This window comes from Zwartia panacis, assembly GCF_030410395.1.
Classification (GTDB): Bacteria; Pseudomonadota; Gammaproteobacteria; order Burkholderiales; family Burkholderiaceae_B; genus Zwartia; species Zwartia panacis.
In genome coordinates this window covers 93,086-115,514 of the sequence record NZ_JAUHHF010000007.1, presented here as the reverse complement: position 1 = coordinate 115,514, position 22,429 = coordinate 93,086, and the positions used below count along the sequence as shown (strand labels likewise).

Sequence of the window (22,429 nt, the reverse complement as noted above, 5' to 3'; positions counted from 1 at the left end):
TAGACATGAATCCTCTTCTCGTTCCAATGGATACATTGGTCGATTACGCATCCATCACCCCGAGTCATGTGAGTGAGGCCATCGAACAATTACTCGCCAAAGCGCGCGCAGCCATCGATGCTGCGGCCAATCCAGCTTTGGCGCCGACTTGGGACGCAGTGGTGATGCCTTTAGATGACGCTTCAGAGCCTCTGTGGCGCGCTTGGTCGATCGCGGGACATCTGAATGCCGTAGTCAATACCCCTGAATTACGAGATGTCTATAACAAGATGCTCGGTCCAATCAGTGAATTTTCAACTTGGGTTGGACTGCACGAAGGCCTTTACAAACAGTATCAGCGTCTGCGTCAATCAGCTGAATTCCCGACTTTGTCGCCATCCCGCCGTCGCGTGATCGAACTTGCACTGCGCGACTTCAAGCTCAGTGGTGTCGAACTTCAGGGAGAGGCTAGAGAACGGTACGCAGCCAACTCGGACAGACAATCCCAAGTTTCTCAGAAATTCTCCGAGAACGTTCTCGACGCAACTGATCGTTGGTCTCTCGTCATCGAAGATATTCATCGTCTTGATGGCATTCCCGAAGACACCCTTGCATCGATCAAGGACCCCAGCGCCGAGCGATGGATTCTTAATCTCAAGATGCCGTGTTACTTGCCTGTGATTCAATATGCACATGATCGTGAGCTTCGTCGCACGATCTACCACGCTTACGCGACGCGAGCTTCAGATCAGGGTGATCACACTCTGGATAACTCTCCCCTGATCGAAGAATCTTTGGCCTTGCGCGCAGAAGAATCTCAACTGCTTGGCTTTCAACACTTTGCAGACCTGCGCCTTCAAACAAGAATGGCTGACAGTGCAGAGGAGGTTTTAGATTTTTTACGGCAACTCGCCAAGCGTGCAAAACCTTTCGCTGAAAGAGACTTAACCGAGCTCAAAGAGTTTGCAAAAAATGAACTAGGCCTATCGGAACTGCATCCCTGGGATATTCCATATGCATCAGAACGTCTGCGTGAAGTCCGCTATGCCTACTCTGAAGACGAGGTCAAACAGTACTTCACAGAACCTCGAGTGTTGAGCGGTTTGTTCGAAGTCGTTGAGACTCTCTTCGGTGTGCGACTCACTCCATACAAAATTAACGGATGGCATGAGGATGTGCGTGCCGCGACGGTTGAAAATCACTCTGGTGAAGTTTTAGGCTATCTGATTCTGGACTTGTATGCGCGCTCAGGCAAGCAAGGTGGCGCATGGGTCGACAGCGAACGTAGTCGTCGTAAACGTCTTTCCACCGTACAGACACCGGTGATCTACCTGACGTGCAACTTTGCGCGTCCTCAGGGTGAGCGCCCTGCTTTGCTTACGCATGACGATGTGATTACGTTGTTTCACGAAAGTGGTCATGCTTTGCATGCTTTGCTGTCCGAGGTTGATGAACCTGGCGTTTCAGCATTTGCTGCGGTCGAGTGGGATGCCATTGAGCTTCCCTCTCAGTTCATGGAAAACTTTTGCTGGGAATGGCAAGTATTACAACGCCTCACGGCACATATCGATACACAAGAACCTCTACCCAGAGAGCTCTACGATCGCATGAAGGCCGCCCGTAACTTTCAAAGCGGTATGCAAACAGTTCGTCAAATCGAGTTTTCTCTTTTTGACATTCAATTGCACAACCGGGTTCAAGGACTTTCGATTGCCGAAGTCTTGACCCAACTCGATCAGGTCCGTGAAGAGGTTGCAGTCGTTCGTCCACCCAGCTGGCATCGGTTTCCGCATAGTTTTTCCCACTTGTTCGCGGGTGGCTATGGGGCGGGTTATTACAGCTACAAATGGGCGGAAGTACTCTCTGCGGACGCCTTCGAAGCATTTGAAGAAGCCGCGGCACGCAGCGCGGCCTCCGCTCATCAGGCAGCCTCGAACCTGGGTACTCTTGATCCTGAGACAGGAATGAGATTTCGTCGTGAAGTGTTGGCGGTAGGCGGAACCCGCCCCGCGGCGGAGTCTTTCAGCGCATTCAGAGGACGACCACCCAAGATGGATGCACTGCTGAGACACAGCGGAATGCTTGAAGAGGCAACACGATAATGTTTCACCTCTTTAGTCGGCATCTTTGCACATTATTCAAACGCATGGGCATGGGTGCCGTGGCGTTGGGTCTTGTGCTGTTGACAGCCTGTTCAGATCCGACTCAAAAATGGTCTCTGTATGATGTATCTGGTCATTTACCAGACTTAAAGTTTTCGTTACAAGGTGAAGGAAACAAAGTCATCACCCAAAACGACCTCAAAGACAAAACTGTCTTGATGTTTTTTGGTTATGCCAGTTGTCCTGACATATGCCCCACCACAATGGCTCAGCTGACCGAAGTTCTTGAAAGGTTGGGAGATGATGCAAAAAACGTACGAATCCTTTTCGTGAGTGTCGATCCTCATCGAGATACGCCAGATGTTTTGCAAGCCTACGTCAATGCCTTCAACAAGCAAGCGATCGGTTTGACCGGTAATGAAAAGCAGGTGGCCGATCTTGCCCGTCGATACCGTGTGGCCTATCAAATTGAAAAGCCAAAGCCGGGTGATGATAAAAATATCTATGATGTCACGCACAGTCGTGGCGTCTTTATTTTCGACAAAAATGGACGCGCACGACTATTGGCGCCTGATACAGAGAAAGTTGACGTCGTGACTCAGGACCTACGTCAGCTTCTTGAACTCACGCGTGCCAATCAATCCTAAACATAATGTCTCGATCAAGCGGCAGCGCTTTTTACCTGATCAAGTTTGTGGCTAGCATCGCGTAACGCAGTTCTCAAGCCTTCCTCTATGACAGGATGATAGAAAGGCATCTCAAGCATACGATCGATGGTGAGAGACTGCTGCAGTGACCACGCTAGCAAATGACCCAGATGTTCGGCGCTTGGACCTATCATTTCCGCACCCAAGAATCTTCGCGTGGCTTGATCGGCATACACATGCAATAGCCCTTTGTTCTTGAGCATCACTCTAGAACGCCCTTGTCCAGTGAAGTCAACTTCGCCTGTCACAAAAGAACCAGGAGTGAGTTTGCTGTAAGGCTTTCCGATCAGCGCGATCTGTGGATCAGAAAATACGACTGCCAAGCCAGCTCGACGCAAACCAGCCTCAACAACTGGAAAGCTCGCCGCATTCGCACCTGCGATTTTGCCCTCATCAGCCGCTTCATGTAACAACGGCACATCACCATTTACGTCTCCAGCAATGAAAATCGGCAAGTTGGCGATTTGCATTGTTTCTCGATTGAAACCAGGAATTTTCCCAGGATCGCGTTGCACGCCAGCCCGCTCCAATCCCAACGAATCGAGATTTGGCTGACGTCCCGTGGCCATCAATGCATAATCAAAGCTTTCCGTTTTTTCGATATTGTCGAGTGCGACATAGCGAATGACAACCTCGTCGCCGATGCGCTTGGTTTCTAACACGCGGGCATCTGGATCAAGGTAGAACTCCTGCTGAAAGATTTTTTTCGCGATCTGACGTACAGCAGGATCCGTGATCCCGCCGAGCGAACCACTCATGCCGAAAACACGTACAGTCACCCCCAGTCTTGCGAGTGCCTGCCCCAGTTCCAGACCAATCACACCAGGACCAAAGACCGCGATCCGCTTGGGTAAGTCATCCCAGGAAAATACGTCATCATTGACGACCAGCCTATCGCCCAATGCTTTGAAAGATGGCGGTATCGAGGGACTCGAACCTGTTGCGATCACGACCGTGGCCGCATGAATTTCGGTATGTTGATCCACGGCTAGAACTCCGGGAGCCACAAACTTCGCGTAGCCTCTGATTTTATGTTCTGCGGGAATGTTTTCCACACCTTCCAAAACAAATCCAACGAAACGATCCCGTTCGCGCTTAACCCGACTCATCACCTCTTGGCCGTTGATTCGCACTTGACCATCGACATGAACGCCAAAGGCAGACGTGTGCTGGGCAGCATGGGCAGCTTGCGCAGCTGCAATCAGCAACTTGGAGGGCATACACCCTACCCTGGCGCACGTGGTTCCATATACGCCCCCTTCAACCAATAGTGCTTGTTTACCAGCTGCGATGGCGGCGCGATACGCGGCCAAACCTGCCGTACCGGCACCAATGATCGCGACATCTGTCTTGAGCGTCTGCATGTCTATTCCTTTACGACTGAAAGTTTTACGTTATGTTTGATTAAGCCGCGATTTTGAACCGCGCTTTCAAGGCGTCTAATCCACCAACGTGTTGGCCGTTGATAAATATTTGCGGGACTGTTCTCTGATTTGAAATGGCGCCAATCACACGGCCACGGATTTTGTTTTCCAGAGGAATCTCGATCGGTTCAAAGCCATTTTCAATCAGTAAGGCTTTAGCTTCCACACAAAAGGGGCAGCCTACTTTGGTCAATACAACCACCTGATCAGGCGCTTTGGCATGAGGGTCCAGGTAATTCAGCATCGTGTCTGCATCGGAGACCTCGAATGGATCGCCTTCTTTTTCTGGCTCGATAAACATTTTTTCGATGACACCGTCCTTGACAAGCATCGAATACCGCCAGCTGCGTTGACCAAATCCAAGATTGGATTTGTCGACCAACATTCCCATCCCTTTGGTGAACTCGGCGTTTCCATCAGGAAGCAAAACAATATTTTCGGCGTCTTGATCCCGTGCCCATTCATTCATGACGAAGCTGTCATTCACTGACAAACAGATGACAGTATCCACCCCTAGCTTGGCCATCGTGGGTGCCAACTCGTTGTAACGAGGTAAGTGCGTGGATGAGCACGTGGGAGTAAATGCGCCTGGGAGTGAAAAGACAACAACGGTCTTTCCCTTGAACAAATCATCCGAAGTGACCTGTTTCCATTCATTTCCGACGCGCACCGGGAGTGTGACATTGGGAACGCGCTGACCTTCACGATTTTGCAACATGTCTAATTCCTTTTTAAAGTTCATCTCAATCACGGTTGTGATCAGACATGTGCAAATCATAATAATTAACTATCAATATGTATAATTGTATTTATTAAATCTATTAATAGTTTTTAAAAAACGTTACTCATCTCCTAATAAATTTAGGCAATGAATATAGGATGATCCTCACTGAATCATTCAGGGTGAGACTGAAGATTTGCTGTGTACCCCGCCTCTTTGATTGCAGTTTCCACTCGCTTGGCATCATGTTCGCCTGTCACCGTCACTGTTTTCGATGCCAAATCACATAAAACATTCGCCTGAGGTGCCACACTGTGTACACTGGTTGTAATAGCTTTAACACAGTGATTGCATGTCATATCAATTACTTGGAAGGATGTCATGATTTTTTTCCTTAAAAATGTAAACCTTCAAACTCACTGGCCCCACTTGCCATGTTAGTACAAACCCTGAACAGTGACACAACCCCTCAGGTTGAGCTTGCGATCAAGGGAATGACCTGTGCTTCATGCGTCTTGCGTGTTGAAAAAGCACTGGCAAAAGTACCAGGCGTGGCGCAGGCGAACGTCAATCTTGCCACACACCGTGCCTCTCTCAGTTTTACACCATCTGTTACCGATACGCAGTCCCTCATTCCCCAGCTTGTCAAAGCAACCGAAGATGCAGGCTACGAAGCCTCCGTGCTCAATGGAGACAAAGCAACCGAGCTTGCTCTCGCCGCGGAGCAAGCAAATGAGGCGGTCACGCTCAAACGCTCATTCCTGGTGGCCTTAGCCCTGACCTTGCCTGTATTCGTCCTTGAAATGGGATCGCATCTTTTCCCGTTCATTCATCAGCTGATTCATGATTCGATCGGGATGCAGCGTAGCTGGTGGCTTCAGGCGCTTCTCACGACTTTGATCCTTGCAGGACCCGGGCGAAGTTTTTTTTCAAAAGGTTTTCCGGCTCTGTGGAGACTCGGACCGGATATGAATTCGCTGGTCGCACTCGGCGCGTCCAGTGCCTGGCTCTATTCCATGGTGACCACTTTCATGCCACAGTGGCTTCCTGAAGGAGCCCGGCACGTTTATTTCGAAGCCGCAGCAGTCATTGTCACGCTCATTTTGCTGGGTCGTTTGTTAGAAATGCGGGCACGTGGCAGAACGGGTTCTGCCATCAAACATTTAATTGGACTCCAGCCCAGGCAAGCACGTGTGATGGTCAATGGTATCCCGACAGATGTCGAGATCGATCTGGTCAAACCCGGTGATTTGATTTTGGTGCGTCCGGGAGAAAAAGTGGCGACTGATGGCGTCATTTCTGAAGGTCAGCCTTATTTGAACGAGTCTATGATCACGGGTGAACCGATTCCCGTCACCAAACACCTGGGCGACAAAGTCACCGCTGGAACACTCAACACGACGACAAGCTTTACATATCGCACCACACATACAGGTGCGCAGACCGTGCTTGCGCGCATCATCAGAATGGTAGAAAACGCCCAAGGCGCCAAACTACCGATTCAGGCTGTCGTCGATCGTGTCACCGCACGATTTGTACCTGCAATCATGTTGTGCGCGCTGCTCACATTTGTCACTTGGCTGGTCTGGGGTCCAGCACCCAGCCTGAGCTATGCGCTTGTCAATGCTGTGGCCGTGCTCATCATCGCCTGCCCTTGCGCCATGGGTCTGGCCACTCCAACATCTATCATGGTGGGTACCGGACGTGCAGCCGAACTGGGCGTGCTATTTAGACAAGGAGACGCACTGCAACGCCTGCGAGATGTGACAGTCATCGCTTTTGATAAGACTGGCACGCTGACACAAGGCAAACCGACCTTGACCGATCTGGTGGTTTTAGATCCTCTTCACGATCGTGCCACCGTGCTGGGCTGGACCGCTGCGATGCAATTGCATTCAGAACATCCCATTGCGCAAGCCATCGTAGCGGCAGCCACGGCAGAGAAACTCGCCTTACCTGCTGCTTCGGATTTTATGGCGACAAGCGGAGCTGGGGTCGCGGCAACAGTCTCGAACAAAGCGCTGTTGTCAGGCGCTCAGCATTTTATGCGTACCCATGGTATCGACACACAAAGCCAAAATGAACTGACCGAGCACTGGGCCGCTCAGGGTAAAACGCCGATTTATCTGGCAGTCGATGGCAAACTGACCGCCATGATGGCCGTATCCGATCCAATCAAGCCCAGCGCAGCTCAGGCAATCAGTGCGCTCAAAAAACTTGGGATCCACACCGTCATGATCACTGGCGATCACCCCAGAACCGCACAAGCCGTTGCGTCACAACTCGGTATCGATGAAGTGCATGCGCAGGTATTGCCGGAAGGTAAAGTCGATCAATTGCTGGCGCTACGCGAAAAAAATCACGTCATCGCTTTTGTCGGGGATGGAATCAACGATGCGCCGGCCTTGGCAACAGCAGATGTCGGTATTGCGATCGGCACCGGCACTGATGTGGCGATCGAAGCTGCATCAGTTGTTCTGATGTCCGACAATCTCATGGGTGTCGCCACAGCGGTCAACGTTTCTCGAAGCACCCTCAAGAATATTCATCAAAATCTTTTTTGGGCTTTCGCCTATAACGTGGCGCTCGTACCGGTCGCAGCAGGCGTGCTATATCCAAGTTTTGGCGTGCTTTTATCACCTGTATTCGCAGCAGGCGCAATGGCCTGCTCAAGCGTATTTGTGGTGATGAATGCCCTGAGACTTAGACAGATCAAGGCTGCCACGTTGTCGTAAGCGTCGCAGGATCGGGACGTTGAGCGGGTGGCAACTGAACGGTTGGAGTGCCGACTGCGAGAAAGCCGACGAAACGGTAGTCCAGTGTGTCGAGTCCGAGGGCCTCTGGCACTTCATCCGTATAGGTTCCCAAACCTGTACTCCAGTAAGTGGAAAATCCCATCATGTGCGCAGCATTTTGAATATTCATCACGGCTGCGCCCATAGAGAGTGTTTGTTCAATCTCTGGAACCTTTTCGTTGTCATGAGAGATCTTGTACGCCAACCCAATCAGCAATGGAACGCTCGATAACCATTTGCGCGTGTTTTGCTCTTTCTGTTCCGTCACCTCTCTACCAGAGCGACGGGTCGCGCCAATCGCCAAGTCGGCAAACGTCCCGATATGCTTTTGCTCGATCAATACAAAACGCCATGCACGAAGCGCTGAATGGTCAGGTGCGCACACTGCCGCAGCGAGCATTTGCTCCAACTGCTCTGCGCTGGGTCCCGGAGCCTGGACAAGCTTTTGAGAGCGGCGAGTCTTGAGAAATTGTACGGATGCAGAGGACATATTTTGAGTCTCAAAAAAAAAACCCTGCACCACTTGCGCGATACAGGGCTTATGACACGTGCCTGACTAGTCAGACACTGTCAGTGCAGAATTACAGCACTTGAATGTTGGTCGCGCTTGGGCCTTTTGCGCCCTGACCAATTTCAAAGCTGACTTTCTGGTTTTCTTCGAGGGTTTTGTAACCGCTCGAGCGAATTTCAGAGTAGTGAGCAAACAAATCTTTGCCGCCGCCGTCAGGCATAATGAAACCATAACCTTTTTCGGCGTTGAACCACTTCACGACACCAGTTGCCATTTCGAACTTCCTTGATAAATATAAAAACGGGCAAAAACGCCCAGCGTGCTAGATGATCAAGGAAGGGATAGACACCACTGCTTACCATTAAGGGCGACAGCCTAGGTACAAAAACCGCGTCGCTTGAGAATCTTGCCAGTTGAGTGTACGTGTGAAAGTCCGCATAGTCAAACAATTAATGGCATCAAAGCAACAAAATACGTAATTTGTCGTTTTTCTCTGTCAGCCAAGCAAAAAAGCCACAAAAAAAGTGATTTATAGAATTCTTAATAAAAAATTCAAAAAAAAACACTACCAAGGTATCTCTAAACTTTGTTTATTCACTGAATAACGAGGTCTTCACCATGAAAGTAGTCGTTTTGGGCGCCGGCGTAGTCGGCACAACTACTGCGTATTACCTGGCAAAGGCTGGAGCAGACGTGACGGTTGTGGATCGTCAGCCCTGCGCGGCGAATGAAACTAGCTTTGCGAATGCCGGCCAAGTCTCCCCGGGATACTCATCCCCGTGGGCCGCGCCAGGCATTCCTCTCAAAGCCCTCAAGTGGATGTTCGAAGAGCACGCACCTCTAGCGATTCGCCTGGATGGAAGCCTCTGGCAACTCAAGTGGATGGCGAGCATGTTGCGCCAATGCACCGCTGAGCGCTATGTCATCAATAAAGAGCGGATGATGCGTGTCGCTGAATACAGCCGGCATTGCCTCGACACATTGCGACAAGACACGGGGATTCAATACGAACAACGTACCGCGGGGACCTTGCAACTATTTCGCACTCAAGAGCAATTTGATGCGGCGAGTCGCGATATCGAGGTTTTAAAGGAGTGCGGCGTGCCTTATGAGCTGCTCAGGCAACATGAGCTGACTGCCGTTGAACCTGGCTTAAAGAACTCAACAAATCTCTTAGTGGGAGGCTTGAGACTGCCGAATGATGAAACAGGCGACTGCAATCTTTTTACCACGCGACTTGCAACGCTTGCCGAATCGCTTGGTGTCAAATTCCGATACGGCAAAGACATCCAGCAACTCATCAGCGAAGGCGACGAGATCAAGGGTGTTCGACTGAACAACGAAACGCTGACCGCAGATCGATACGTGGTGGCGCTCGGAAGTTATTCGCGTGATTTGCTTGGACCTTTGAATATCGATTTGCCTGTATATCCAGTCAAAGGCTATTCACTGACTGTTCCACTCATTGATGAAAGCCTTGCCCCGCAGTCGACCGTGCTCGATGAAAGTTATAAAGTTGCCGTCACGCGGTTTGACAAGCGTATCCGTGTGGGCGGGATGGCAGAGCTCAGTGGCTTTGACCTGAGGCTCAATCCTAAACGCCGTGCCACGCTCGAAAAAGTGGTCACCGATCTATTTCCAGGCGGCGATATTAAAAAAGCATCCTTCTGGACGGGTCTTCGCCCAATGACACCAGACAGTACCCCAATCATTGGTGAGACCCCCTTACGCAACCTGTTCATCAATACAGGGCACGGCACACTTGGCTGGACAATGGCCTGTGGATCGGGAAAGCTGATTGCAGACATCTTGACGGGCAAGAGCCCTGAAATCAGCACCGAAGGTCTTGCGGTGAGTCGCTATCGTGCTGCACACTCCGGAATTGCTGCGCGCGCCATCGCATTACCTGCCTAGGAGCCGCACAAATCCGTCTTAACATGTGACACTGCGAATGACACGACCTTCTAAAGCCTTGATCGACTTGGCGGCGCTGCGCCAAAATTACCTGACAGCGCGCAATCTTCATGGCGGGCGCGCATTGGCTGTTGTCAAGGCAAACGCCTATGGTCATGGGGCGGTTTTTTGTGCCCGAGCACTCTCCGATATCGCAGATGGCTTTGCCGTTGCCTTTATGGCAGAGGCGCTTGAATTACGTCAAGCTGGAATCACACGACCCATCTTGGTGCTCGAGGGATGTTTTGATCTCGATGAGTTGATAGCAGCCCATGCAAATCAAATCTGGTTCGCGGTTCACCAGCGCGCTCAAATCGAAATGCTCGAAAAGGCTGGACTCCCCCCCTCAAGTACTCACGCCTGGCTCAAGGTTGATTCGGGTATGCACCGGGCTGGCTTTGGGCTGGATGATGTCAAAGAAGCATATAAGCTTCTCAGCCGGGTCCCTGCCGTATCGTCGATTACATTGATGTCGCACTTTGCCCGGGCAGACGAGCCAGGCGAGTCCGCGACCGAGGAACAAGTCAAAGCTTTTGAAGAGGTCACACGAGATCTACCCGGCGACAGAAGCCTGTGCAACTCCGCCGGTGTTCTTGCCTGGCCAGACGCCAGACGGGACTGGGCGAGACCAGGAATACTCCTGTACGGAGCGAACCCACTTCCCGCTTCGTTCTTAGCCCAGCATCCTGAGCAAAAGCTCGCCCCAGTCATGAGTCTGCTGAGCGAAATTTTTGCGGTCAAAACCTTAAATCCGGGCGATGCCTTAGGTTATGGCGGCACATTTGTAGCCGATCGAACCATGCGGGTTGGACTGGTCGCAATTGGCTACGCGGATGGCTACCCACGCGGTGTACCCACTGGCACGCCGGTCGCGATAGACGGCAATGCATCCAGAATTGTCGGCCGTGTGTCCATGGACATGCTGAATGTCGATTTGACCCACCTTCCCCAAGCTGGCATCGGGAGTCAGGTCGAGCTTTGGGGACGTCAGGTAGACATCAATCAAGTCGCGCACCATGCGAACACGATTGCTTACGAGCTCTTGTGCAACGTCAAGCGCGTTCCACGCATCTACACAGACCAATAGCAGTTTAGAATCTGGCACAACGGCTTTTCGCCATTTAAAACTGTGCCATGCAACTCGCCACCTGGAACGTCAACTCTCTCAAGGTTCGCCTGCAACAAGTGCTGGACTGGCTTGAAGCCAATCCCGTGGATGCACTGTGTTTGCAAGAGCTCAAACTCGATCACGACAAGTTTCCTCTTGGAGCTTTCACCGAGATCGGCTATCACGCCGCCTGGACGGGTCAAAAAACCTACAACGGCGTTGCCGTCATTTCTCGTCAGCCTGGCGATCAAATTATTCGAAACATACCTGGTTTTGAGGATCCCCAGCAACGTGTTGTCGCCGTGACACTACCATTCGGAGATCAAACAATCCGGGTGATTTGCGCCTACTGTCCAAACGGTCAAGCGGTCGACAGCGAAAAGTACGCTTACAAGCTCTCATGGTTCAGAGCGCTTACTCAATGGCTCGCTCAGGAAAAAGCATCGCATCAGTATGTCTCGATACTCGGTGACTACAACATCGCGCCGGCGGACGAAGATGTGCATGATCCCGTTAAATGGGAAGGACAAATTCTAGTTTCTCCACTCGAGCGTGCTGCCTTGAAAGCAGTGATGGACCTCGGTTTCCACGATGCATTCCGCCTCTTCGAACAACCGCCTAAATCCTTCAGTTGGTGGGATTACAGGATGAACGGTTTCAAACGCAACGCTGGGTTACGTATTGATCATGTTCTGCTTTCCGGGTCGCTTGTGCCGCATTGCACTGCTTGCATCATTGACAAGGGGCCACGCGGTCTCGAGCAGCCATCCGATCACGCCCCGGTCATCGCCTCCTTAAAAGTCTGACCTCTTGAATGAGAAGTCTCAAAAACATGAAAACCGCCCTTGCCTTGCCTCTTGATCACTCCGTCATCAATGTTCACTTTGATATGGATCGCGCGCAAGCAATTTTTGAATCTCTTGGGTTCCAACTCACTCCCCGTGGCCGTCACTCACTTGGCTCGATTAATCATTTGATCGTTCTCAACAACGACTACCTGGAAATCGTCGGTTTACCGACGCAGACAGATGTCTTGCGTCAGGAAGTTCTGGATAGTCCTATCGGAATCGATGGCTTAGTGTTTCAAACGAAAAGTGCAGATCAAACCTACGCAGACCTGACGGCTAAAAAACTCCCTATTCAACCTGTACAAGCCTTTTCGCGCCCGGTCGAACTCGAGGGAAATTCATATCTCGCCAGTTTTCGAACCACTCGTTTTTCTCCCGGCACCTATGGGGCTGGCCGCGTGTATTTTTGCCAACATTTAACACCTGAACTTGTATGGCGCAAAGCATGGCAAAAACACCCAAACGAAGTCATCCGCACCATGGGTTGTTTAGTCGTGACCCAGCATCCTGCAAGTGAAGCAAAAAAATATCTGGCTGCATCTGGCGGAACCTGCACGCAAGGCGCGCATGGAGAGTATCGAATCGGTGCTGAACACTATGAGCTTGTTTTCCTGACACCTGCTCAATACGATACCTGCTATGGAGAGCTTGCCTGCCAGCAGACAACGCGAGAAAGTTTTTTTGGAGCCCTTGCATTTCAAACAAAAAATCTCAAACATGTCAGTACGTACGTGACAATGGCTCAAAAACGCTTTCCTGAAATCAAGTTTCGCGAGCAACAAGACCGCATCTCCGTATCGATTCCTTTTTACAACGCATTGATTGACTTTATTCAAGAGCGATAACATTCACGTCATTCACGTCATTCACGTCATTCACGAACCGATCTTACCGACCATTCAACAGGACACAAACATGCTACGCATCTGGGGACGCATTACCTCCATCAACGTTCGAAAAGCCGTCTGGACTGCCCAAGAACTGGGACTTGAATTTGAACGCATTGATGCGGGTGGCGCCTTTGGCGTGACTAAAACGCCCGAATACATCGGCATGAACCCCAACTCAGTCGTTCCTACACTCGTTGACGGGGACTTTATTCTTTGGGAGTCCAACGTCATTGTTCGATACCTGTGCGCCAAACACTCTTTAGGAAATTTATATCCGATTGATTTAAAAGAGCGCTTCAATGCAGAGCGTTGGATGGACTGGCAGCAAACAATATTCAATCCCTCAGGGCGCGATGCATTTTGGCAACTGATCCGCATTCCGGAGCCAGAGCGCGATATGAAAAAAGTTGAAGCCTCAATCGCAAGTACAGAAATTTTGCTGGACCGGTTCGAAGCGCACCTGAGCAAGAATGAATATATAGCCGGCAACAAACTATCGATGGCGGATATTCCCATGGCCTGCGAACTTCATCGCTGGTTTGGACTGAATCTGCCCTCCAAGTCTCGTCCTTATGTCGAAGCTTGGTATGCCAAGATGCTCGCCCGCCCCGCTTCCAGGAATGTATTGACGCTACCACTTGCGTAGTTCGCATTCTCTCGTCCCGTCAGAGCTGCAATCAAGGCGCTGACGGGCAAATGATCCATCGCGAAACAGCTATTTGCCAAATCTCTGGCGCAATTCGTTTGCCCACCGTACGACAAGCAATCCACTCCTTTTTCAATCAGAGCATCGTCGCTCAGAGGATGCTCAGTACTACCTCGCAAACTTTCGACTCTGCGTTCGATGATTTGACCATTCCCTAGGAGAACCCTGATTTTTGCCCATCTCGGAAACATGGGGGGTGGACCTTCTGTCACCTTCACTTTTGATAAAAATGCCTGAACACTTGGGCGCTGAACAGCCTGATCCTCAAAGCTGCTCAGCAACACCTCTCCATCAAGCAGTGCTGCGGTCACAGCGTATTGCATACTGAATTTTCCCTCGAGGCCTGTTTGGGGATGCTGATAAATCAGTGGAACTGTCGCCCGAAAATTTGTCGTGATCTCCACGCTCTCAATATCCTCAAGCATCAAAGGATATTCTTTCAGAATGTCGAGCAGGCCATCGATCGTCCTGTGAGTGGCGTAACAAAGTGGATACTTCTTGATTTCAAGACCACTTCGCTCAAGCTCGAGCGGCAATTGACCCAAACTATCCAATTGAAGATGTATATCGATACCGTCTGCATACAGCGCCGTATAACCTTGCTTGCCATCCATGGCGTCTGCAGAGGCATCAAAACCAAGCTCCGCCAAAGATACGGCTCGCAATGCGATGGCGTTGGCTTGTCCAGCCTGAAGGGGTTTGGACATTGTGCCAAAATTTTGCCTTGTTCCGGCAATTTGCGATACGGTGACGCCCAGCGCATTGACAATCTGATCATGCGAAAGCTTCAACAAATAGGCGCAAGCGGCTGTCGCCCCGAAACTGGCAATTGAAGCAGTGGAATGCCAGCCTTTGGCGTAGTGGTCATCCACCATTGCTCGAGCCAGACGCAAGGTCACCTCAAATCCAACCACATACGCATTGATGATTTCACGACCTTGAGCGCCAATACTCTCGCCTAAGGCCAATAAAGCAGGAATCATCGCAACAGTAGGATGGCCGCGCAAGGGGGATGACACGTCATCAAAATCTAGAGCGTGTCCTGTTGTCCCATTCACCAACGCTGCCATTTCAACGGACAAACGGTCGCCAGTTGCCCAAGCCGTTGCCATGCGTGGCGAAGTATGACCCTGGGCATATTTCAGCGCAATGACCGATGCCGGTTCGCGCGCACCCGCCACCGCGCAAATCAGCGTATCGTATATCGCACGAGCGGCGACATGACGTAACGAAGGCGAAATCACACTCGGATCAAAACTCATCACAAATGAAGCGATCTTTTCACTTGCGCTTTTGTTAGGCGCTCTCATCATTGACGTCTCCATTTTGTAATGAATATCCACATTTATCTCATGGATTCCAGCGTGAAGGATGCGTATTCATCATCATTTCCACAACACGGAACCCACGTTCATCACACTAGCGCTCCCAGTTGTTCTTAGGCATACTTTGTCAGGTCAAAAAAAAGACCAACAAACACGAGGCGAAACAGCGTCTTCTGTCTCATGGGGAAATAGATCAAAAATCGGAGCAGACAATGTCATTGATAAAAAAATCAGCCAGTTTCTTGGCCCTTGCACTTTTCGCATTGACCACAACAACTGTCATTGCGCAAACCTACCCTAGCCGGGACATCACCTTTATCGTGCCTTATGCACCCGGTGGCTCGACGGACCCGATCTCAAGACAATTTGCCAGCCAATTGGCAAAAGAATTAAATGCGACCGTCAACGTCGAAAACAAACCTGGTGGTTCCGCGACCATTGGCACTGGACAAGTGATCCGGGCAAAACCCGATGGTTATACGATTGGTTTGAGTTCAAACAGCGTTTTGGCCTACCAGCCACTCGTGAATAAGTCGCTGACTTGGAAAAGTCCGGCCGACTACCAATCCATTGTCTCTCTCGTCGATCTGCCCGCGATCATTACTGTTAAAGCGGATTCCCCCTACAAAACGCTCGAAGACCTTTTGGATGCCGCTCGAAAAAATCCGGGCAAAATACGCGTTGCGGTCTCAGGCTATAGAACCGCTCCAGATCTCGTCATCCAGGAACTGAACAAAGTTGCCAAAGTCAGGCTGGCGACTGTACCTTTTACTGGCGGCGGGGGTGAGGCGCTTGTTGCCCTGCTAGGTGGGCGTGTCGAGGCGACCTCTGGCTACGCTCCGACTGTGCGTGCACACGTTGATGCAGGAACGGTCAGGGTACTGGCATCATTTTCAAAAGAAAAATACGCGCTTTTCCCCAATGCTGAATCAGTGGTACAGGCGGGATATAACGTCACCTTGCCTGCTGATTATGGCGTCGTGGCACCGAAGGGAATACCTAAAGACGTATTGGACAAACTCGTCGCGGCCTCTCTGCGTGTGGCAAGAAGCAAAGAGTTCGCCGACTTTGCGGAAAAGGCAGGTTTGATTCTCGATATCCGTGATCCCAAAGAGATGGACCAAGAGATGATCGAATACAAAAAAACATTCTCTGATCTGATCGAGTTTATGAACAAAAAAGAGTAGTTGATGCAGGATCAGTAAGCGGGAGCGGACAAGGCCAAGCCATCAAAGGCATTGAGCATTCTTGTTCGCCAATGCGCGATGGGATCGTCCGCTGCGAGCAACTCAAAGTCGCTGATGCATCGGGCCCACTGAAATTGCCCGAAAAGCGCGTAATCCGCATAGAGCGGCTCGTCCCCACCAAAGAAAGGCTGGGTTTTGAGTACGGCTCGCAAGGGAAACAAACTATCCCTGAACACAGGCAACTGTGTGTCACGATTTTGAACAACCTGTTCAAGTGTCATCCCGAAACGTTGCTCCCGAGACTGCCTAAAATACTCTTTATCTTGATCGGCTAAATGTTTGTAAATATCCATCAAGACCAAGCGCACGATCTGTCCGCTGTGAAAATCCCCAAGCGTAGAGTAGATGTAGCTAAGCGCTCTGCCCTCGGCTCCCGCAAAAAGAGAGGGATGACCCGGAAACTGCTCTTCGAGGTAGTTTGCGATGACCCAAGAGTCAGACAGCCATTTATTGTTATGCACGAGGACTGGCACTTTGCCCTGTCCACTCGGCGCAAGTACAGCCTTGTCACTAAAGCGCCAGGGAATCACCTCAGCCTCGAGCCCTTTGTGGGCTAACGCCATTCGGATTCGCCAGCAGTACGGGCTAAACCGACGTTCCGGCTGAGCTCCAGCCAAATCATATAGTTTCAGGCTCATAGAGGTCTCCACGTTCCGCGTCCCCCTACTTTAGCGCGATTTGGTAAAGTCTGACACTGTCTAAGTATTATTCCTTACTAATTTGGAGCCGCTCTTGACCTCAACCCCTTCCATTCGTCCTGTAGCCGTTGTCACGGGTGGCGCCCGCGGAATTGGCCTGGCAATCGCCAAATGGTTTCTCGCGCATGACTATCGCGTAGCGTTGCTAGACATCGAAGCGGCAACACTCAAGACAACGGAGACAGAGCTCAATGCCCCCGATCGTGTACTCGCCTTGTCTTGCGACATCTCAAAACCTGATCAAGTGCAGACTGCAATCGATCTTATTGCAGCAAAGTTTGGCCGCATCGATGCGCTTGTGAACAATGCGGGCGTCGCGGTGTTCAAACCTTTAGGTGAAACGACATTCGAAGAGTTTCGTTACGTGATGGGGACCAATCTTGATGGAGCTTTTTTATGCTCCCAAGCATGCATTCCTTACATGAAAAAAAATGGCAGCGGATCGATCGTCAACATCGCATCAATCTCTGGCTTGCGCGCCAGCACCCTGCGCGTGGCCTATGGAACGAGCAAAGCCGCCATTATCCACCTCACTAAACAACAAGCTGTCGAACTTGGCACGATTGGTATTCGCGCCAACGTTGTCGCACCAGGTCCTGTTGATACGGAAATGGCTAAACTCGTACACAGCGTCGCGATTCGTTCAGACTACTACGACACGATTCCGATGAATCGTTATGGCACACCCGAAGAAATCGCCGAAGCGGTGGGTTTCCTGTGTAGCCCCGCGGCCTCATTTATCAATGGTCAGTGCATCGCGGTCGATGGCGGCTTTGATGCTTCTGGCGTGGGCATTCCGACTCTTCGCAAGAGCCAAACCGGATCTATCTAAGGAGTTCGCGATGAAACAACCTTATATCGTTGGCTGGGGTCATACCCAGTTCGGCAGGCTCGACAATATGGATTTCGATCAACTGATCCGTGAAGCTGCGCTGCCTGCGATTGCGAGCGCGGGTCTGGAACCAGGTGATATCGACGGCATCTTTGTCGGCCACTTCAACGCGGGATTTGTACAGCAAGACTTCAGTGGCGCACTCATCGGCGTAGCCATTCCAGAGTTTCGTCACACACCTTCCGTGCGGATGGAAAATGCCTGTGCCACAGGTTCTGCCGCCATCTGGGCGGCACTCGATGCGTTGGCCAGCGGACGGATCAAACGCGCTCTGGTTGTGGGCATGGAGAAAATGAATACCCTGCCTAACAAAGAGATTGGCGACATCTTGCTCAAAGCCTCTTATGTTAAAGAAGAAGGACACACCGAGGGAGGTTTTGCAGGCGTTTTCGGCCAAATCGCCGGCCAGTATTTCGAGCGCTTTGGTGATCAGTCTGATGCCTTAGCTGCTATTTCCGCCAAAAACCATGCCAATGGCATGCACAACCCTTACGCACATATGCGCCGGGATTTGGGTTTTGATTTTTGCCGAAATCCGTCCGAGAAAAATCCCTTCGTCGCAGGTCCGCTCAAGCGCTCGGACTGTTCACTTGTATCGGATGGGGCCGCGGCCCTTGTCTTATCCAACGAGCCCCTTGCTGGAGCAAAGGTTCCCGCAGTTCGCTGGCGTTCACGGACACACGTCAATGAGTATTTACCTCTTTCGCGTCGCGATGCGACACGCTTTGAGGGCGCCGCACTTGCCTGGCAAAAGGGACTGGCTGATGCAGGTGCCACGCTATCCGATTTGAAGTTTGTTGAAACACATGACTGTTTCACAATTGCTGAAATGCTCGAATACGAGGCAATGGGACTGGCAGCTCATGGTCAAGGCGGTCGTGTGATTCTTGATGGCATCACGACAAAGGATGGCAAACTACCCGTCAATCCTTCCGGTGGACTCAAGTCCCGCGGTCATCCCATTGGTGCGACAGGTGTGTCTCAACATGTGATGGCCGCCATGCAACTGTCTGGCACGGCTGGAGAGATGCAAATCACAGGTGCAAATATGGGTGCTGTCTTTAATATGGGTGGTGCCGCGGTTGCCAATTATCTGAGTGTTCTGGAGTCCACGTGAACGCTGCGCAGTCGATGAATCTCGGGCGGTTGCTCACCCATACCGCCCGCCTCTACCCGCAACACCCCGCACTGATTCAAGGTGAAAAAACCTGGACGTGGGCCGAGATCAATGCGCGAGTCAATGCGATGGTCAGCGCCCTGCGCGCGTTGGGCGTCCATAAGGGCGACCGTATTTTGCTTCAGTCGCGAAATAATCTTCAAACCTTCGAAAACAGCTGGACTGCCTTCAAGCTTGGCTGTGTGTGGGTACCGACCAACTTTCGCTTGACACCTCCCGAGGTTGCATACCTGGGAGCCTCGAGTGGCGCGAAAGTCATGATTGTCGAGGATTGTTTTCACGCGCACACCGACGCAGTCAAAGATGCATCCGATTCTTTGCAACACATCGTGGTGATCGGTCAGCCACGTGCCAATGAGCGGTCCTACGAAGCATTGATTGCCGAACATTTAGGGGCGATCGATGCGGAAGAAACAGTTTCTTACGATGATCCGCTTTGGTTTTTTTATACCTCCGGCACGACTGGCAAACCCAAAGCAGGTATTTTGACGCATGGACAAATGGCATTTGTCGTCAACAACCATTTGGCTGATCTGATACCCGGCACAACTGAGCAAGATTGCTCAATCGCCGTGGCTCCGCTTTCACATGGCGCAGGCATCCATGCACTCCTGAATGTGGCGCGAGGTGCCGCCACGGTTTTAATGCCTAGCGAAAAGCTTGATCCAGCCGTGTTTTGGCAAGCCGTCGAGCGATATCGCGTCACCAATATGTTCACAGTGCCTACCATCATTAAAATGCTGGTCGAACACCCTGCTGTTGATCAGTATGATCACAGCTCTCTGCGTTATGTGATTTACGCAGGCGCCCCCATGTATCGGGCCGATCAAAAGCTTGCCCTGCACAAGCTTGGCAAAGTCTTGGTGCAATATTTCGGACTGGGTGAAGTCACAGGCAATATCACCGTCCTGCCACGCGAAATGCACAGCGCGGACGACACGGATCCGAATGCCAACATCGGCTCTTGCGGCAGACCTCGCGTCGGAATGGAGGTCGCCGTCCTCAATGACAAGCTCGAGCCAGTTCCCGTAGGCGAAATCGGTGAAATTTGTTGTCGAGGTCCCGCGGTATTCGCTGGTTATCACGGCAATCCCGAGGCGACAGCCAAGGCATTACGTGGTGGGTGGTTCCATACCGGCGACCTGGGTCGGATGGACGAACGCGGATTGCTTTACATCACTGGACGCGAATCCGATATGTACATTTCAGGGGGGTCGAATGTCTACCCGCGAGAAGTCGAAGAAGTTTTGCTGACACATCCCGGTGTCGCTGAAATCGCAATCCTGGGTGTACCCGATGAAAAATGGGGAGAAATCGGTGTGGCGGTTGTTGTGCGTCGCGATGGATATTCTGCTCTGGAAACTGCTGAATTACTCGGCCATCTTGAAGGTCGCTGTGCGAAATATCGCTGGCCGAGACAGTTTATCTTTTGGGATACGATGCCCAAGTCGGGGTATGGAAAGATTGTCAAAAAAGACATCAAGGCGTTATTGATCGAACGCGGCGAAATCGCGATCACCCAAACCTAGTTTTTCATCTCACGTATGCATCCTCATATCGTCTTTCTGACCCCCATGGCCCAACCGACCATCGAGGTCATCCGCGGGTTGACACCACCGCATTACACCATCAGTTTTGCGAAAACAAATGATCAGGCAGAGCATCTTGAGCTGGTGCACCAGGCTGAGGTCATCATGGCTGCAGGCACTTTTGTGACAGACCAGATGATTCGTCAGGCACCGCGCCTAAAGATGATCCAAAAATGGGGAATCGGCGTAGACAAGATTGATCTGGAAGCTGCCCGCCGTGCGGGTGTGACGGTAGCCATCACGGCTGGTGCCACTTCTATCCCTGTCTCCGAGCACACCTTGATGCTGATCCTTGCGACCTCGCGTCGATTACCCCTTGCGCATCGCAGTCTTCAGGAAGGCAAATGGATCGCCGCAGAGTTGCGCACCGTATGCGCAAAACTTGACGGTAAAACAGTGGGTTTATTTGGTTTTGGCAATATCGCGCGCTTTGTCGCCAAGCGGCTGAGCGGGTTTAATGTGAACCTCATCACCCACAGCCGCACAAGACTTGATCCCGCAACAGAAAAAGAATTCAATGTGCGGCATGTGGACTTTGATACGCTACTGGCGCAAAGCGATATTTTGAGTCTGCACGCCCCTCTTACTGAACAAACCAAACATCTCTTTAACGCGCAAACATTCAACAAAATGAAACGTGGCGCAATGTTGATCAACACCGCTCGAGGCGAACTCATCCATGAGGGCGATCTGATCGATGCCTTGCGCTCCGGACAGCTCTCGAGTGCAGGCTTAGACACCTTTGAGGGTGAGCCACCACGCGCCGACCATCCATTACTCCATATGGATCAAGTCGTGGCCACTCCGCATTCTGCCGGTGGTGTCTATGACAACGTTCCGCATATCGTCGGACATATGTTTCGTAACATTGAGTTATTTTTCAATAAACAACCGCTGGATGCCGCCGATATCATTGTCGCGCAGCCCGGCTAAGAACATTCCAATAAAAACCCAGGAGATCATCATGAGCGGTAAATTTTCAACGAATTTCGAATCCCTGAAAGGCAAAGTCAGTCCCGAAGAATGGGAAACACGCGTCACATTAGCGGCTTGCTATCGCTTGATGGACAAGTACGGGATGACCGATATGATTTACAACCACATCACAGCTCGCATCCCGGGCACCGAGGATTTGCTGATCAATTTGTATGGCTTGCTCTACAAAGAAATCACAGCTTCCAGTCTTGTTCGCATCACCGTCGAGGGCGAAATTGTTCGCAAGCCTGACACCGATTACGGCATCAACAAAAGCGGCTATGTCATCCATGGTTGCATCCACACCGCTCGCCCAGACATCAGCTGCGTGATTCATACTCACACGCGCGCAGGCATGGCGGTTTCCTCAATGGACTGCGGTCTACTGCCTATGACTCAGACGGCCAGCCGCTTTAACAACCATATTGGTTATCACGACTTTAATGGTCCGGCAATTGATCTGGCTGAACGCGAAAGTCTGGTCAGGGATCTGGGTCAACACAATGCGATGATCTTACGAAATCACGGATTATTGACCAGTGGTGCTTCAGTCCCTCAGGCCTTTAATTTGATGTATCAGCTCGAAATGTCTTGTCGTGCGCAAGTCGATGCGATGGCAGCAGGCGCCGCACTCTGCATTCCACCAAAGGAAATTCTGGAAAAGTCCGCACACCTATATCAGCCAGGTGTACGTCGCCCTTATGGTGAACTGGAATGGCACGCCATGCTCAGACTTCTGGATGCCGAGCCTGGTGGCTACCCACTGTACACATCTTGATCAA

The 22,429-nt window shown here is 51.2% G+C and carries 21 protein-coding genes; 14 read left to right on the top strand and 7 right to left on the bottom strand.

Annotation, left to right across the window (positions count from 1 at the left end; translation table 11 throughout):
• The first annotated feature begins 5 nt into the window (after positions 1–5).
• Both QWY30_RS10905 and QWY30_RS10900 read left to right on the top strand, forming a co-directional pair.
• Entirely contained in the window at positions 6–2,081 is a 2,076-nt protein-coding gene (locus QWY30_RS10905) for a M3 family metallopeptidase (protein WP_290240932.1), read from the top strand.
• 44 nt (positions 2,082–2,125) lie between these two features.
• Positions 2,126–2,728, top strand: coding sequence for an SCO family protein (locus QWY30_RS10900; RefSeq protein ID WP_435433398.1), 603 nt, complete (start codon positions 2,126–2,128; stop codon positions 2,726–2,728).
• Between the two features lie 14 nt (positions 2,729–2,742).
• Here QWY30_RS10900 and QWY30_RS10895 read toward each other — a convergent pair whose 3' ends face one another.
• The 3 genes from QWY30_RS10895 to QWY30_RS10885 form a co-directional block, all read right to left on the bottom strand.
• Positions 2,743–4,152 (bottom strand): dihydrolipoyl dehydrogenase, encoded by a 1,410-nt coding sequence (locus QWY30_RS10895; RefSeq protein WP_290240930.1) that lies wholly within the window; start codon positions 4,150–4,152, stop codon positions 2,743–2,745.
• Between the two features lie 40 nt (positions 4,153–4,192).
• Entirely contained in the window at positions 4,193–4,930 is a 738-nt protein-coding gene (locus tag QWY30_RS10890; protein ID WP_290240928.1) for a glutathione peroxidase, read from the bottom strand.
• A gap of 176 nt (positions 4,931–5,106) precedes the next feature.
• Entirely contained in the window at positions 5,107–5,316 is a 210-nt protein-coding gene (locus tag QWY30_RS10885; protein ID WP_353958802.1) for a heavy-metal-associated domain-containing protein, read from the bottom strand.
• A gap of 51 nt (positions 5,317–5,367) precedes the next feature.
• On the opposite strand from QWY30_RS10885, the gene QWY30_RS10880 reads away from it, so the two are divergent.
• Positions 5,368–7,668: a heavy metal translocating P-type ATPase gene (locus tag QWY30_RS10880; protein WP_290240927.1), complete on the top strand. Its 2,301-nt coding sequence runs from the start codon at positions 5,368–5,370 to the stop codon at positions 7,666–7,668.
• Here QWY30_RS10880 and QWY30_RS10875 read toward each other — a convergent pair.
• The gene (locus tag QWY30_RS10875; protein ID WP_290240924.1) at positions 7,646–8,218 is read right to left on the bottom strand and encodes a nitroreductase family protein; all 573 of its coding nucleotides are present in this window, start codon (positions 8,216–8,218) and stop codon (positions 7,646–7,648) included. The two genes, QWY30_RS10880 and QWY30_RS10875, sit on opposite strands and share 23 nt — an antisense overlap.
• A gap of 91 nt (positions 8,219–8,309) precedes the next feature.
• Positions 8,310–8,513 carry a cold-shock protein gene (locus tag QWY30_RS10870; protein ID WP_028816786.1) on the bottom strand — a complete coding sequence of 68 codons (204 nt, stop codon included), beginning with the start codon at positions 8,511–8,513 and terminating at the stop codon, positions 8,310–8,312.
• A 344-nt stretch (positions 8,514–8,857) separates the two neighbouring features.
• Between QWY30_RS10870 and QWY30_RS10865 the strand changes: the two genes are divergently transcribed.
• From QWY30_RS10865 to QWY30_RS10845, 5 genes are all read left to right on the top strand, one after another.
• Positions 8,858–10,153, top strand: a complete 1,296-nt coding sequence (locus QWY30_RS10865; protein WP_290240922.1) for a D-amino acid dehydrogenase — start codon at positions 8,858–8,860, stop codon at positions 10,151–10,153.
• 37 nt (positions 10,154–10,190) lie between these two features.
• Positions 10,191–11,279, top strand: coding sequence for an alanine racemase (alr, locus tag QWY30_RS10860; protein WP_290240920.1), 1,089 nt, complete (start codon positions 10,191–10,193; stop codon positions 11,277–11,279).
• A gap of 47 nt (positions 11,280–11,326) precedes the next feature.
• Positions 11,327–12,106, top strand: coding sequence for an exodeoxyribonuclease III (gene xth / locus QWY30_RS10855; protein WP_290240919.1), 780 nt, complete (start codon positions 11,327–11,329; stop codon positions 12,104–12,106).
• A gap of 26 nt (positions 12,107–12,132) precedes the next feature.
• The gene (locus QWY30_RS10850; RefSeq protein WP_290240917.1) at positions 12,133–12,993 is read left to right on the top strand and encodes a VOC family protein; all 861 of its coding nucleotides are present in this window, start codon (positions 12,133–12,135) and stop codon (positions 12,991–12,993) included.
• A 70-nt stretch (positions 12,994–13,063) separates the two neighbouring features.
• The gene (locus QWY30_RS10845; RefSeq protein ID WP_290240915.1) at positions 13,064–13,684 is read left to right on the top strand and encodes a glutathione S-transferase family protein; all 621 of its coding nucleotides are present in this window, start codon (positions 13,064–13,066) and stop codon (positions 13,682–13,684) included.
• Here QWY30_RS10845 and QWY30_RS10840 read toward each other — a convergent pair.
• Positions 13,609–15,057 (bottom strand): MmgE/PrpD family protein, encoded by a 1,449-nt coding sequence (locus QWY30_RS10840; RefSeq protein ID WP_290240912.1) that lies wholly within the window; start codon positions 15,055–15,057, stop codon positions 13,609–13,611. The two genes, QWY30_RS10845 and QWY30_RS10840, sit on opposite strands and share 76 nt — an antisense overlap.
• 224 nt (positions 15,058–15,281) lie before the next feature.
• Here QWY30_RS10840 and QWY30_RS10835 point away from each other — a divergent pair, with 224 nt between their 5' ends.
• Positions 15,282–16,256: a Bug family tripartite tricarboxylate transporter substrate binding protein gene (locus QWY30_RS10835; RefSeq protein ID WP_290240911.1), complete on the top strand. Its 975-nt coding sequence runs from the start codon at positions 15,282–15,284 to the stop codon at positions 16,254–16,256.
• Positions 16,257–16,267: 11 nt separating this feature from the next.
• Here QWY30_RS10835 and QWY30_RS10830 read toward each other — a convergent pair whose 3' ends face one another.
• The gene (locus QWY30_RS10830) at positions 16,268–16,954 is read right to left on the bottom strand and encodes a glutathione S-transferase family protein (RefSeq protein ID WP_290240909.1); all 687 of its coding nucleotides are present in this window, start codon (positions 16,952–16,954) and stop codon (positions 16,268–16,270) included.
• Positions 16,955–17,048: 94 nt separating this feature from the next.
• On the opposite strand from QWY30_RS10830, the gene QWY30_RS10825 reads away from it, so the two are divergent.
• From QWY30_RS10825 to QWY30_RS10805, 5 genes are read left to right on the top strand one after another with little or no spacing between them, the layout of a single operon-like run.
• Positions 17,049–17,846 (top strand): SDR family NAD(P)-dependent oxidoreductase, encoded by a 798-nt coding sequence (locus tag QWY30_RS10825; RefSeq protein WP_290240906.1) that lies wholly within the window; start codon positions 17,049–17,051, stop codon positions 17,844–17,846.
• A gap of 10 nt (positions 17,847–17,856) precedes the next feature.
• Entirely contained in the window at positions 17,857–19,023 is a 1,167-nt protein-coding gene (locus QWY30_RS10820) for an acetyl-CoA acetyltransferase (RefSeq protein WP_290240904.1), read from the top strand.
• Positions 19,024–19,037: 14 nt separating this feature from the next.
• Positions 19,038–20,612 carry an acyl-CoA synthetase gene (locus QWY30_RS10815; RefSeq protein ID WP_290240990.1) on the top strand — a complete coding sequence of 525 codons (1,575 nt, stop codon included), beginning with the start codon at positions 19,038–19,040 and terminating at the stop codon, positions 20,610–20,612.
• 15 nt (positions 20,613–20,627) lie between these two features.
• Positions 20,628–21,605, top strand: coding sequence for a 2-hydroxyacid dehydrogenase (locus tag QWY30_RS10810; protein ID WP_290240902.1), 978 nt, complete (start codon positions 20,628–20,630; stop codon positions 21,603–21,605).
• A 31-nt stretch (positions 21,606–21,636) separates the two neighbouring features.
• Positions 21,637–22,425 (top strand): class II aldolase/adducin family protein, encoded by a 789-nt coding sequence (locus QWY30_RS10805; RefSeq protein ID WP_290240900.1) that lies wholly within the window; start codon positions 21,637–21,639, stop codon positions 22,423–22,425.
• The last annotated feature ends 4 nt before the right edge of the window (positions 22,426–22,429 follow it).